Source organism: Bacillus sp. V2I10 (genome assembly GCF_030817055.1).
Classification (GTDB): Bacteria; Bacillota; Bacilli; order Bacillales; family Bacillaceae; genus Bacillus_P.
On sequence record NZ_JAUSYV010000001.1, the window covers coordinates 3,243,152 to 3,256,634 of the forward strand.

General features: G+C 36.4%; 11 protein-coding genes and 2 pseudogenes. 3 read left to right on the top strand and 10 right to left on the bottom strand.

Annotated features, from left to right (window positions below; translation table 11 throughout):
• Positions 1–187: 187 nt before the first annotated feature.
• Positions 188–766 (bottom strand): annotated as a pseudogene (locus QFZ72_RS16360) (DUF2935 domain-containing protein); the annotation flags it as partial.
• A 310-nt stretch (positions 767–1,076) separates the two neighbouring features.
• Here QFZ72_RS16360 and QFZ72_RS16365 point away from each other — a divergent pair.
• The gene (locus QFZ72_RS16365) at positions 1,077–1,334 is read left to right on the top strand and encodes a hypothetical protein (protein ID WP_252200981.1); all 258 of its coding nucleotides are present in this window, start codon (positions 1,077–1,079) and stop codon (positions 1,332–1,334) included.
• A gap of 1,425 nt (positions 1,335–2,759) precedes the next feature.
• On the opposite strand, the gene ytfJ is transcribed toward QFZ72_RS16365, so the two are convergent.
• From ytfJ to QFZ72_RS16395, 7 genes and pseudogenes are all read right to left on the bottom strand, one after another.
• Positions 2,760–3,239, bottom strand: coding sequence for a GerW family sporulation protein (ytfJ, locus tag QFZ72_RS16370; RefSeq protein WP_307435188.1), 480 nt, complete (start codon positions 3,237–3,239; stop codon positions 2,760–2,762).
• 356 nt (positions 3,240–3,595) lie between these two features.
• Positions 3,596–3,889 (bottom strand): hypothetical protein, encoded by a 294-nt coding sequence (locus tag QFZ72_RS16375; protein WP_307439812.1) that lies wholly within the window; start codon positions 3,887–3,889, stop codon positions 3,596–3,598.
• Positions 3,890–4,442: 553 nt separating this feature from the next.
• Positions 4,443–4,592 carry a hypothetical protein gene (locus QFZ72_RS16380; protein WP_307435190.1) on the bottom strand — a complete coding sequence of 50 codons (150 nt, stop codon included), beginning with the start codon at positions 4,590–4,592 and terminating at the stop codon, positions 4,443–4,445.
• A gap of 16 nt (positions 4,593–4,608) precedes the next feature.
• The gene (locus QFZ72_RS16385) at positions 4,609–4,752 is read right to left on the bottom strand and encodes a hypothetical protein (RefSeq protein ID WP_307435191.1); all 144 of its coding nucleotides are present in this window, start codon (positions 4,750–4,752) and stop codon (positions 4,609–4,611) included.
• An 81-nt stretch (positions 4,753–4,833) separates the two neighbouring features.
• Positions 4,834–5,310, bottom strand: a complete 477-nt coding sequence (locus QFZ72_RS16390; protein WP_307435195.1) for a YsnF/AvaK domain-containing protein — start codon at positions 5,308–5,310, stop codon at positions 4,834–4,836.
• A gap of 459 nt (positions 5,311–5,769) precedes the next feature.
• Positions 5,770–5,935 (bottom strand): annotated as a pseudogene (locus QFZ72_RS29790) (nucleoside/nucleotide kinase family protein); the annotation flags it as partial.
• Between the two features lie 559 nt (positions 5,936–6,494).
• On the bottom strand, positions 6,495–6,875 hold the full coding sequence (locus QFZ72_RS16395) for a replication initiation and membrane attachment family protein (RefSeq protein WP_307435198.1): 381 nt from the start codon (positions 6,873–6,875) through the stop codon (positions 6,495–6,497).
• Between the two features lie 1,032 nt (positions 6,876–7,907).
• Between QFZ72_RS16395 and QFZ72_RS16400 the strand changes: the two genes are divergently transcribed.
• The gene (locus QFZ72_RS16400; protein ID WP_307435201.1) at positions 7,908–8,870 is read left to right on the top strand and encodes a S8 family peptidase; all 963 of its coding nucleotides are present in this window, start codon (positions 7,908–7,910) and stop codon (positions 8,868–8,870) included.
• Entirely contained in the window at positions 8,870–9,685 is an 816-nt protein-coding gene (locus QFZ72_RS16405; RefSeq protein WP_307435204.1) for an endonuclease I family protein, read from the top strand. Before QFZ72_RS16400 ends, QFZ72_RS16405 begins: the two co-directional genes overlap by 1 nt.
• A 593-nt stretch (positions 9,686–10,278) precedes the next feature.
• Here the strand turns inward: QFZ72_RS16405 and QFZ72_RS16410 are convergent.
• Both QFZ72_RS16410 and QFZ72_RS16415 read right to left on the bottom strand, forming a co-directional pair.
• A protein-coding gene (locus QFZ72_RS16410; RefSeq protein ID WP_307433983.1) for an IS3 family transposase occupies positions 10,279–11,639 on the bottom strand; the annotation gives its coding sequence in 2 pieces (ribosomal slippage) (positions 10,279–11,183 and positions 11,183–11,639; 1,362 coding nt in all).
• 913 nt (positions 11,640–12,552) lie between these two features.
• Positions 12,553–13,419, bottom strand: a complete 867-nt coding sequence (locus tag QFZ72_RS16415; protein ID WP_307435207.1) for an AraC family transcriptional regulator — start codon at positions 13,417–13,419, stop codon at positions 12,553–12,555.
• Positions 13,420–13,483: the final 64 nt, after the last annotated feature.

Genomic DNA, 13,483 nt, shown 5'->3' on the forward strand with positions numbered 1-13,483 from the left:
ATTTTGAGTTTTTTCAATATAGCAGGGGGATATTTTTTATAAAAACAAACAAAAAAAGGACCAATTACTGTCCTTTTGTAAGTTCACTAAAGCCCCCCATTTAGTTAAATAAAGCATAGATCTATTCTGTCATCATTCCCTTGAATTGAATAAGTAAATGCCATTTTAAAAACGTATAATTTTGGGTCTATTCTAGACTCGCTTCAAATAAATCAATGATCTCAAGAAACCTCTCAGCTTCTCTAAAAGTATGATCAGCTAAAAGGGGATGAATATTGCTTTTAATACGGCATGCTTCTATTAACTCTCTTGCTGTTTTCTTAAAATCCCTTAACGAGGCTACTGATACTCTATTTTGATTTAAGAATTGGCTTAGGATAGGCCTAGTTTCTGATTGTGGCCGCATAGAATCCAAATCAACTGCTTGAAAAACCAATTGATCAAAATCATGACTAAACTCTCTCGCCTGATCTACTAATTTTCGTTCAGAAGGATCTAAAAGATGCCCGATAAACTTAGCATGATCTGCCATGATTTTAAGAAAGAAAACATTTTCTTCTATAATTGCTTCTGGTTTTGGGGTTAGTTTACCTTCATTGATGTCTTTTAATCGATTAGCAAAGTAAGCTGCTTCTCTGCTAATGTGATCAACAAATAACGGGAAATTATTAGAACGAATTTCGCAGCGTAATGTTAAACCTAACACTTTTCGCTTGTAATGCCATATAGAAGCAGCTGCTTGATAAACATCGCTATTAAAAGCTTGTGAATATTATAGGATTTTAATCTGATCCTCTATTTCCACCTGCCTTTACATTGTAAAAACGTTAATCATTCAATCACATTCTATCAAGTGAAATGAAATCATGCGAATACGTGAGTATTCGTGAGAAATACTTATCTAACTGAGAGAGTTGAAGAAGAATGCTCAACTACTATACGCTTGAAGTATTGGCTCTAACACGGATTACAAAAATTCACTTTATCTCCAAAAGATATAACACATATTATCTTTCACATTGGGAAGTTTAAGTAAAGATTTACAATTAAAAATAAATTAAGGAAGGTGTATTACCATGAATAAAAAATGGTTCCACTTGCTTACAAGTGTTTTTTTCTCTGCTTTAATATTAGCGGGATGTAATGTTGGAGATAATCAGGATCAGGATCCTGCACCTCCAGAGGAAGAACAAAATAATGATACAGAAGGTGTTCCGGGTGTTGATGAAAATGACACTATCAACAAGGATGATGAAGAAGATGCCGAATCAGATCCAGAGGATCCAATAGAAGACCCAGAAGATATGAACGATAAAGATAGGCAAGACGACTAACACAAATCACTTAAATAGGAAAGAGTCCTCAATGAGGACTTTTTTAGGTTTTTTATACCAACTTCATTGCGTTTGCTTGATGCTATAATCAAGCCAATATAGCTTTCCCATTTGCAAATAATCACTTGCTATGTGTATAGAGATACAATTTATAACCCCGGCTAAATCGCCAGATTGACTAGAACCGCAAACTTATTATCTTTTCAATATTCACTATAGAACGACGAAATCATGAAACGAGAAAATGGCATCCAAGGACTCCAACCGTTTTTTAATGGGCAAATGTCTAAACCGATAGAATGGTGATTCAGGGTGATGGTATTTTGCTGGAGGTGGAAAAGACCAATGTGAATGTAGACACTCCCCTTCAAACCATTCAAATACAGCTGCATACCCACATTCCTTATGGCAGTGATCAACCAAATGTATAAGATGTGGATGTCTTAAAGTACTGTATAATGGTATTGCCCTCTGTAATCGTGTTACCGCACCTTGGGGATTCCCTGAAAAATCTAATGGTCTTGAAGATGAAACGTAACATTGTCCAAAGAAATTGCAACTGGAATTATTCCTGTTTTATTAGATATATGAACTACTCCATCATAAACGATTTTCTTCTTGCCCTTTGCAGCTGCGCGATATTTCTTCTTGCCGCCTTTATATATTCCTTTTGTTTCACAATCTCGATGCCTTCACGTTAAGCTGTCTTGATTCGATTTCGTTCTTCATCTACCATCCACGAAAAAAGTTTAAAACAAGGTCCGATACTAGTTGACCAACCCCTTCTAGTTCCTTATATTCTCATGACCAAAATGTCCTATTGAGGACTACGATATCTAATTAATTGTTTCCACTCATTACGAATCTCTTGTATTTTTCTTTAAGCGAATTTTAACATCATTGATTTTCTTAAATAAAAAATGAGTACATTGGGTAAATCTAAAAGTTGCATTTTCAGCACTAAAACACCTCAATTTTTTTTAGAAAATTAAGGTGTTTTGGTTAATATTCGCTTTAAAACCGAAAATAAACGCGATTTTCAATCTTTTTAACACAATATAAAAACTATTTATAAAGAACAGAAAGCCTATAGCTATCAACTTAAGGCATAATTTGTTATGTAAATTACATATAAATATTTCCGAACGATCAGAGTAGTGTCGAAAAGGGTATTGAACACCTTTTGGAAATAGCAAAAATTAAAAACAGTCATTTCTAAATAAGTATATATAGCGCCGTGGTTAGGTGCGACAAGCATAAGGGAGCCAAGCAGGAGGTTGTGTTCATTAACTTCTTGACGGATTAGCTAATGATCTCCCTGCCCTATCACAGGACCCTAGAGAACTGTCTAACTTCAGAAAGTTATAATTTCTGATAGGATAAAAAATGTTAAACCTTCTCAGAGTAAAAGTTAACTTCTTTCGTTTACAGATCTAAATCCTGCTTTGGTCCATTATAGTCTTGCGGATTGGAGCTTTGATTCTTTTGGTTCTGACTACTATTGGCGTTGCCGTTCTTATTGAACATCTGCTGAATCTTATCTCCTGCTTGAGAAGAAAGATCGAGTATCTTTTCATATAAATGCGTGCTTCCATCAAGATGAACCATTTTCACCTCATTGGAATTCACAATTAAGAAGGCAATTGGGGTAATGGAAACACCTCCTCCGCTTCCTCCACCGAAAGGTTGTTCCCTTGATTGCCCTTGACCACTGCCACTCGAATCTCCATCAAGCATAAATTCGCTTCCACCTGCTGCAAATCCAAAACCAACCTTAGAAACAGTTAATATCACACTGCCATCAGGGGTTTCAACAGGGTCTCCTATAATAGTGTTGACATCAATCATTTCTTTCAGATTTTCCATAGCAGTTGTCATTAGCCCTTGAATTGGATGCTCAGACATATAATTCTCCCCCTTTTCTATACAGATTTTGATTTATCATATGATAGTGCAGAAAGCAGTTTTGTTTTAAAATTCGGCCGTTCACCTATTCAAAATTTAATCAGTTTAATTCCTGATAACAGCATGCCCGATTGAAATTAAAAAATACATGTATGAGCAGTTTGTAAAACAACAGCTTAAAAGTGAAGAGGATTCTAATAGTAGCTATATTTTTGTCGAAAACATGTATGATTATTATTTGTTGTAACAGTAATCTGTTTTTTTGCAGAGAAAATCTTGATTGGTTTTTTACTGATTCCAATTTCCACACATAAAAATGCCTACATTGAAGTAGGCATTTTTATGTGAACTGAAATTCATTTGTTTTTTAAAGGATTTTTGTAAGGTACTAATTCCTTTGAAAACTCTGTTATAGCAGCAGCGTTTGGCATTTGGCCAGCTGTTCGAGTTCGAATATTATTCATTACATTTTGAACAGGACGCAGCATATTTCTGTTTCGATTCCTCCCTAATCCAAAAGCGGTTGCACTAACTCCAAGACCTATTAAAGATGCCCACATCATGCCTCTATTGTTTCTTTTCCTGCCAAACATCTTTAAAATATTTTGTCTTCTCCCTGTATTCAAAAGCGCGGTTATCCAGTTATTCATTTTCAAGCACTTCCTCTTTTTAAATTTGGAAAGCAAAAAAACTCCCCTTCCATCATCTAATATTTGCTATCATGGATTTGATGATGCTGGCAATGTTTTGATATGGACTAATTTCATTATCAATAAAATGTACAAACTGATTAATATATATAAAATTGTAACTGACAGGAAATTCAATCTAGTTTATCTCACCAGCGAATGCATAAAGATGTCATGAAAAAACCCAATCCATATCAATCCATATTAGTGAATTTTCACCACAAATTATCTTTGTCTTCCTATCGGGGAGACGGTACCACTTCTTTGAAAGAGAAAAACCAGAAGATCTTGAGGTCTTATGTAGGCTGATGAGGCTCTGGAACATGAGAATGTTCATTCGATTGTGTTTGATGAGTGACCTTCCTCATTCGATTGTGATGCAGTTGACTGCAATAGTGTTATCAATGCAGCGCTGTTGATTGCTGGAGGCGAAGGTGGTCTCGAAGGTTACGTAAAAGGAGCAGGAGTTGGTTAGCGCCTTCACCTGTCCTACCCGAATAAGGCGGGAAATGGTTTAGTCCTTTGTTACAGAAGGCTGCTTTTTTATGACATCCGCATCATCACCTGTAACGTAAACTTGTGCTGTTTCTTTTTTTAGCTTTTCCTTTATTTGTTTTATTTCTTCTATTTGACGTTTTGTATCCAATACTTTATTTACTTGCACAGGGTGTTTGTTTATTTCAATTTCTTCTTCTTTCAGAGGAATTCGAAGTTCTAATGCCGCCTACGATTGCTCCTATAACGAGTCCTGTTACGATTGTAAAACCTGTTACCCAACCGATTATGCTACCGATTATCGCACCAATAGTAATATACTTTCCCATAGGACCTCCTGAAGTTCTTTTTTATATATGAGGATGGAAAAAAGAAACCTACTTAACTAGAAGTTAAGTAGGTAGGCACAATTAGTCCTCTTTGATAATATCTGTATTACCATGCGATTCAACATCTGCAACTTCTTTACGAAGTACGTCGCGTACTTGTTCTGTTTCCTGAACCGAACGTTTATGAGCAGAGACTTCACCAGTGACGACCGTATGCTTTTCTACATCAATTTTTTCAGCAGTTACTGGAATGTGAACCGTTTCTTCTTCTGTAATTGGTTCATCTGTTGGTTTGTGATCAACGGCTCTTTGTTCAATAACGACTTGATCATGTAAAACAGGGACATTCACTGATTGTTCTTCCTCAACAATGTCCTTATGAAGCGTCACATCACCAGTCTCCACACGATGTTTGTCGATGTCCAATTCTTCAGCACGAAGATCAAGATGTACGTCTTCTGCTGCAAATTCTGTATCGGCAGTGCGATCTACTTCACGTACCTTTTTTCGAGTTTCCTTTTGAGTTCCTTCTTCGTTAAATAAATCAAAAAAGCCCATGATGAAAACCTCCTAAGGGATGTGTTTGGATCGTACAAATAGTAATGTTACCTGTGTGAGTGAAAATATGCGCTTGAATTTTGGTGCTTGTTTCTAAAAAGGCTAGCCATTTGGTATTTTATATCCAATGTTTTATTAGGGATACATTTTGATTAAACTTTTAAAAAACCTCAGAGTCGTTAGCCTTCATCCTCGATTAACGTTTAAACAATTCAATTAAGATAAGATATTTCCTCTTTTAATAGATTCAATTAAATTAATATGGGCGCCTTATTGTTCCAGAAGTGCGCCCGATTGTTGAAGATTGTCCTTGAACATCCGCGCTGCACGGATATTCCAGAAAAGCAACCGATTGTTAATGAAGATTTATCCGCAATACCTTCTTTATCGGTACTCCATTTTTTATCTTCACAATCCCTTTTGTTTGTTAAAGCATTTCCACTCAGATTAAAGGAAATTTTCATCAACCCATTTACAGATGTCGTCTGGACACTCCTCAAATACAAAGTCATCAAAATATATAGCTTTAGAATTAATTAAATTTACTAATCAATTGGTTTATTATCGTTGTCTTTCCTCCACCGAAAACAGCTGTTATTGAAATAACACGTGTCTTTCTATTCATAATACTCACCAGAAACGATTGGATAAATTCACCTCAATATTAATACTAGGTGATTATAAATTATACGCAATTCTTTTTTAAGAAGTGCGCCCGATTGTTGAAGATCAAGAATCTTCTATTAGCTGGTTTAGCATTCCTGTAGAGCGTTAATTTTCAGCTTTGAAAAAAGAAGAACCCCTCAGTATGATAAGTTTACACACACAAATAAAACTCATCTAAGGAGGAAGCTCTACTATAGGGGAATTCCGAACGTTTCAGTTTCAATACCATGAAGATCTAGGTAGGTTAGCTGTCTGTTCCTTTTTGCATCGAACAACACATAGAATCGGCAGTTGCAGCTGTACATAAAAAAGAAAACAATTAATTGGAATAGCATAAAAACATTTAACGAAAAGGAAAGTGGACATGTTTTGTGGCCCTTCTGATATGCCGACGCTTTATGGTTGGAGGCAGGTCCTTTACCAGATTTATTAGGCTTCCAATTTTTAAATAATTCTATAAAAAGTAACGTTTCTTTTTTCTTCTAATATCATGATTTTTCATGGAAAGTCACCATCCTTCAGTCACCGAACAGAGTCGGTTTAAGGGAAACGAGTTTATCCTTTTGACCTATAAGAGTATGATATGAATAGTACTGTTTAAAGAATGTAATAGCTGCCTGAGCATTCTTTATGTTGAATTTTCTGCATAAATTAGCTAAATTCAATAATTTATCAGTTACGAATTTTTGTTTGTTTGTGGCAAGAACGTAATAAATGAGAGTGTTTATGACTGGTTGTGATAACTTCATTTCGTTCAACTTACGGATAATACCTAAATGAGAACAAAGGGATGGAATGTATTCCTGAGCATCTTTCAACACTTCCTCTGTTGTATATGCTTCAAAATATCGGGCTAATCTTCTCTCCTTTTCTTCCAGAATGTTACTATTATCATGCATTTCCTTTCCTCCTTCCGACCAACCGTTTCTGATTATCGGTCCTGAACATCTTCTACAAAAAATGTTTGATTCCCTTGCTCCTTATTTAAATAATTGATCAAAAGCGATGGCAATCAGCCATACAATAGCAAGGGTACCCGAGAGATAAATACCTAGATAGGGTAAAACCTCCATCATGATCACGGATCCCTTCTCATCTTGTTAATCAAGGGTTGATACAATCCCTTGCTTCACTATTTGTTAGAACTTGTTGACCAAAGAACTTATCTCTCAATTCAGATGATCACAGCATGATCATCGATATGAACTGCTCACGAAGGATTGGTAAGTAACATACTGTTAGATGATGAGCAGTTAATAAGAGATTGATGATTAGGTAAGCTTTTCCTCTTTTTTTTAATAAGTCATCCTCCCAGATATTTGATTATGGGGGTCCAACTCCCTTCCTTCAAAGGTAAAGTCATTATAATCAAGTTATTCTTAAAAATTTGTCGATTAATCCAATATTCACCTATTTGTAAATGAACTGTTAACTTCCATTAATAAAAGAAAAATACTTTCCATTTACTACCTTATCTCTAAAAGTTATCAAGACCTAAATTATAAAAAACCTAAAAAATAAAAGAGAGCACATATTAGTCATGTATAATATGTGCTCTCCTTTTATTAAATTAATGCGCCCGATTGTTGAAGAATTAGTCATGCGTGATTGACTAATAGATACTAATACTATTTTCTTTTTCTGTTAAAATTCGATAAAGCCCCTCAAGTTTTTAAATCTCATAGGTTGGAAAAATATCAGTGTTATTGGTTTTTATTTCATGGTTAAACCAACTTGTATCTAAACCAGCTAGATGACGTGTTTATCTAAGAAGTCAGTCATGATTTTCATAACCTGGGACAAACGGAAAACAAGAACATTAGTTCGATAAAAACACATCTATTGTAACTGTTTATATGGATTTTGAATTGTTAAACTATTAGTAACTACCAAGAATACACAGAAAATTAATTCTGTCAGGAGGTATATAAATGGAGCGAAAATTACATTTAATTCCGTATCAAGTGAATGCAGTGGTCGAAACGGTGTCTGAGGTGCCAAAAGGTATTGAGCTTATTGCGGCTCCAAAAATCTGGGAGAAATCGAAAGGGAAGGGAATCACGGTTGCGATATTGGACACAGGCTGCGATGTCACCCATCCTGATTTGAGTGAGCGGATTATCGGGGGACGGAATTTCACTGGTGATGATAATGGAAATCCTGATGTATACACTGACTATAATGGCCATGGAACCCATGTGGCTGGCACAATTGCTGCTGTCCATAACGATACAGGTGTAGTTGGGGTTGCACCTGAAACAAGTTTGCTGATTTTAAAGGTGCTTGATAAAAATGGATCAGGTCAATACGACTGGATCATAAATGGAATTAACTATGCAGTTGAACAAAAGGCGGATATCATTTCCATGAGCCTCGGTGGTTCTGAGGATGTATCTGAGTTGCATCAAGCTATTCAAAACGCAATCGCTAAGCAAATTCTAGTAGTTTGCGCTGCTGGAAATGAGGGAGATGGACAGGATTCTTCAGATGAATTGGCCTATCCTGCCTGCTACAACGAAGTCATCAGCGTTGGAGCCATTAATCTGCAGCGCCGTTCTTCTGAATTTTCAAATTCGAATAATGAAGTCGACTTAGTAGCTCCTGGTGAAGAAATCCTTTCAACATATTTAAACGGAAAGTATGCAAAACTAAGCGGAACTTCGATGGCAGCACCGCATATATCCGGTTCACTTGCGCTCATTAAAGAGATTGCCAACAAAAACTTTGAGCGAAATCTGACAGAGCCTGAGCTGTATGCACAATTAATAAAGAGAACGGTTCCTCTAGGAAACTCGCCAAAACTCGAAGGCAACGGATTGCTGTACTTAACAGCAGAGGACTACTTATCGGATGTGTTCAACCAAAAAAGATCTGCTCAGGAGTTGAAAATATAATGGAAAAGCTAGAATTGCTATACAGTGAATGGGAAACGGCCAAGTCAGACTTTTTAAAATATAAAGAAAATCGACCCTATTATGACGAAAAGAAAGATAAGGAAGTCAAGGACCAATATTACCAAAGCATTTCATTCACGGATGATAATCTGTCAGACAGCCTTCATACATTGCTTGAAAAAACACATACAGATCAGTTAAACTACAGCCCGCACCGATATGTGTACCCTTGGGTTGATTTGCAGGAAAACGGTTCATTAAAAAGCCTTTATTCTGGAAAAGGGATGAATCCACTTTCTGTCATAGAGGAGGACGTTCGGCTCCATGAAATGCAGGCAAAAGGGATAATTGGCAGCTTCTCGGAAGACCTATTAAACTGTGAACATGTAGTTCCTCAATCATGGTTCGATAAAAAAGAACCGATGAGAGGAGACTTGCATCATCTATTTGCCTGCGAACCCACCTGCAATAGCAGTCGCAGCAACCATCCTTACTATGATTTCCACGATTATGTCCCTGAAGGATGGATTCTAGGAATCAAAGATGGCTGCGGCAAGGCTGAAGAAAGTAAATTCGAACCAGAATACGGCAAAGGAATCGTTGCCAGAGCAACACTCTATTTCCTAATTCGCTATCCAAACACAATAAAAAAAGAACTAGAGAATGTCTCATTATTGCTAAAATGGCATCAAACATTTCCGGTATCCATCTATGAAAAGCATCGTAACCTAGCTATCCATGAACTTCAAGGCAATCGGAACCCATTTATTGATTTTCCAGAGATGGCAGAGAGTATTGTAACCATAGAAAAATGAAATGATTGATTGGAAACTCCTTTGTGAAGGGGTCTTTCTAGAATAAAAGATTGAAAGGAGAGCAGCCATTCGGATGCTCAGATTTATAAAAGTTAATCTTAATATAATCGGGTAACTTTTCTCAAGGGTACCCCCTTATCAAACCGTACATGCCCTATTAAGTCATACGATTTTTCCATATGTTACAATATTTATCAAGAGGATGCATTTTAGGCATTTTGCATCTTTTGGAGTCGGTGAGGAGTATAATATTCCTCACCTTTTGCTTTAGCACGTTTGATTCTATTCTATAAGTCACTTTTCGCTTTACTGGTTATCTCATTTAGATACTGTTCCTTTGTGTAACCATATACCTTGTTTAAATAAAGCCAATATGCAGGAATCAGATTAATTCAATTATTCCAAAGACTACGCATCTTTTTCTCTTTTCTTTGTGAAAATGTTTATGAATAAAAGCTACCCTTAACCTTCTTCTTATATATCCATCTAGGGCTAATAGGGTCCTTCTGACCCACCTTGCAAAAGGGAAAAAAGCACAATAAAAAGCAGCCCCTGTGGTGAAGTGACCCCTAAAAGTTAGACACATAATTTCGTTAAGCTACTTGTTGGGCAAGAGTCCGGTATTGTACCGGGCTCTTGCCTTTTAATTTTGTCTTAATTCGTTTGTGGTTATAGTAATGGATGTACTTCCTTAGTTCTTCTTTAAAATGTTCCACATTTTTAAAGTCTTGGTAAAAAAGGAATTCTGATTTTAGAATGCCAAAGAAATTTTCAATGACCGCATTGTCGTAACAGTTCCCTTTACGAGACATGCTTTGAGTGATGTCCTTTTTCTTCAAAGCCAGACGGTATTTCTTCATTTGATAGTGCCATCCTTGATCCGAGTGAATGAGTAACGTATCTTCTTTGCGCATTTTTCTTAGGGCTTTATTTAACATACTCGATACAAGGGAATAGGTCGGTCTAGAGCCAATCGTATAGGTGAGAATTTCGCCATTGTATAAATCTAGCATAGGTGAAAGATACAGTTTTTCTCCAAATAATTTGAACTCGGTAATATCGGTTACCCATTTCTCATTCGGCTTGGACGCCTTGAAGTTCCGATTTAGCACATTTTCGGCAACCTTGCCTGCTTCACCTTTGTACGACCGATATTTCTTTATGCGGACTAGGCACTTCAATCCTAGTTCTCTCATAAGTCGATAAACTTTCTTATGATTAACATGCAGTCCTCGGTTGGCTAGCTCAGCACGAATACGCCGGTACCCGTATCGGCCTTTATGTTCATGAAAAATGTCTTTAATCGCCGTTTTTAATTCAGCATCTTTATCTGGGCGTTCAAGCTGCTTCGTCAAATGGTAATAGGTACTGCGAGGAATACCCGCAAGCTTTAAGAGTGATTTCACCGGGAATTCCTGCCTCAATTCATAGACTACTTTCGCTTTGTCTTGTTTGGTGATTTTTCTTTGTTCTGAACTAAGGCATTCAACTTTTTTACATAAGCAAGCTCCATACGTAAACGTTCATTTTCAGCCTGAAGAGCTTCAATAGAACCTGTCACTGGTTCTTTTATCTCGCTTACTTTAGGGTTTTCTTTTTTCATCGATGACCGCCCCTTTTCCCTTGGAATAAGGCCGTCCACTCCTTGTGTGTCGAATAACCTCTTCCATCGATTAATCGTAGAGGGAGATTGAATTTTAAAGATCGCAGCTGTCTCACTGAGGGACGTCCCGTGTTCGTTCATATAGGTAAGTACCTTTAGTTTATCGTCCAAAGAATAGGTTGTATATCGTTTTTTAAACGCATTTTCTCCGTTATATTGATACTGCTGGATCCACCTGTGAAAAACCCCATGAGCTACTCCTATGGATTTTGCGATCGCTTTGTGTCCTTCAATGCCATTAAGATATCGCTTAACGGCATTTACCTTTTCCTGTTCTGTAAATTTAGCCATAAAAAAACTGCACCTCCAAATGTTAGGTCGTGTCTAACATTTGGGGTGCAGTTCATGGCTGCTCTCCTTTTGATCTCTTATTTTTTTAATTCTTTTCATCTTCTTGTTTTCGGCTCGTTCGGTATGGCGGCTTGCAGCAAATGGAACAGGAACGTAATGAATGTTGGCGCTAGCCGTACACTCGTAGGGTATCTGACCATTTAATACCGAAGCGACATGTACGGACTGACAGAAAAATGCTCTTCCCTTTCTGATCAAGCCGTAGTGCTGCCGCCAAAAGTATGCTCTGAATGCTGTTGTTCTAAAATCGATTAAAGCCTTTCTATCTAAAGAAAAAGACAGTCTACATGTTTTGGCTGGTCAAAACACAACTAAAATGAAAAAAAGACTATCAATCGGCTGAAACACATACCTCGCTAAAAACGAACAAACGTTTGTGTATTTAAGGTAAAATAGAAGGATAGATAAAAGCAGAACTTTATCAGCTTTATCTCTCCTTTTTTGTACTACTTTTGACCTCATTTACTACAACAATATTAAGACTTACTACGATAAAATAAGAATTTCGTTATTCCATAAAAGCGCCCGGAACGGAATAGGCTGCATCTCAAAAACCATAGTTTTTAAGAAAACTAAAAAAGAGATGATTTTTATTGTCACTTTGACCGATAATTTGCGTGAATTTTAATTTCACCATACTCAGTAATAAAGTATGGACTATTATCTTTCCATCCTTCTTTAATAGTTTTTTCTGATTTACAAACTGTCATAGCAAAAACAATACTAAACAAAATGAACATCTACGGAATTTTCCTCAGAAAACAACTCCCTATTCGATAATCCTGCTCGTTTGAACATACTTCCCTAATTTAAGTCTTCAAGGGAAATAGTTGTTTCGCTGCTAATATTATATTTACTTTATGAATTCGCTTGGTGTTGCATTTTTGAATTTTTTAAATACTCGTCCGAAATATGTTAGGTTTGTGTACCCAACCATATGAGCGATCTGTTGGATACTGTAATTATTGGTGTGTAGCAGACGCTCAGCTTCATGAATCCTTAGCATATTGATGTATTCGGTTAAAGTTTTTCCTGTAGATTTTTTAAAAACATTACAAAAATAGTTAGGACTGATACAACAAATTTTTGCAGCTTGTTCGATAGAAAGTGGCTCATGAAAATGATTGCTCAAGTGGAGAAGAACAGGGTCAATGACTCCTTTATTCTTTTTATTCCTTTGATTGGAAGTGACCTCCGCTAGCTTAAAAGCATGGCCGAGAGATTCGAACAGATGTGACTTTACAAGTAGTTCGAAACCTAATGGCTTATTTACGTAGTTTGTTATTATTTTTTTTAGACTTTCTTGAATCATAAGTGATACAGGTTGATTAGCTATGTAATATGTGGGAATTCGCAAGTCATTGGTAAGTAACGGTAATATATATTTCTTTTCGGTGTTATCCAATCCGCTATTTCGAAGAAGAGCTTCATTAAAGACTATGGCATACAGCTCACTTTCTTTTGATTCTGGAAAGGCGGAATGTATTTGTTTGGCATTTACAAATACCATGTCTCCATCATATAAGTCGTGGAACTCAGATCCTACTTGAACTCGATAGGATCCTCTTGTGATAATAATCCACTCTAGATGGTCATGCCAATGTAATGGAATTATTTTAGGTTCAGGGTAATGAATATAAAAGATATTTATTGGAAAAGTACGATCAGGGATTTCTGTGTGTTCCTTTTTCAAAAACGTATGCTCAAGTGGCTCTTCCATCTTTAAATCTCCTAAAAAAACGTAATATTGTATGATATTTTCTTAATCCTCGATATGGTAAGGA

Bases quoted from the DNA above. Each gene is read 5' to 3' on its own strand.
- QFZ72_RS16400 (WP_307435201.1), top strand. From the start codon at position 7,908: ATGGAGCGAAAATTACATTTAATTCCGTATCAAGTGAATGCAGTGGTC.
- QFZ72_RS16390 (WP_307435195.1), bottom strand. From the start codon at position 5,310: ATGGGCTTTTTTGATTTATTTAACGAAGAAGGAACTCAAAAGGAAACT.
- QFZ72_RS16365 (WP_252200981.1), top strand. From the start codon at position 1,077: ATGAATAAAAAATGGTTCCACTTGCTTACAAGTGTTTTTTTCTCTGCT.
- QFZ72_RS16395 (WP_307435198.1), bottom strand. From the start codon at position 6,875: ATGCATGATAATAGTAACATTCTGGAAGAAAAGGAGAGAAGATTAGCC.
- QFZ72_RS16375 (WP_307439812.1), bottom strand. From the start codon at position 3,889: ATGAATAACTGGATAACCGCGCTTTTGAATACAGGGAGAAGACAAAAT.
- QFZ72_RS16385 (WP_307435191.1), bottom strand. From the start codon at position 4,752: ATGGGAAAGTATATTACTATTGGTGCGATAATCGGTAGCATAATCGGT.
- QFZ72_RS16415 (WP_307435207.1), bottom strand. From the start codon at position 13,419: ATGGAAGAGCCACTTGAGCATACGTTTTTGAAAAAGGAACACACAGAA.
- ytfJ (WP_307435188.1), bottom strand. From the start codon at position 3,239: ATGTCTGAGCATCCAATTCAAGGGCTAATGACAACTGCTATGGAAAAT.
- QFZ72_RS16405 (WP_307435204.1), top strand. From the start codon at position 8,870: ATGGAAAAGCTAGAATTGCTATACAGTGAATGGGAAACGGCCAAGTCA.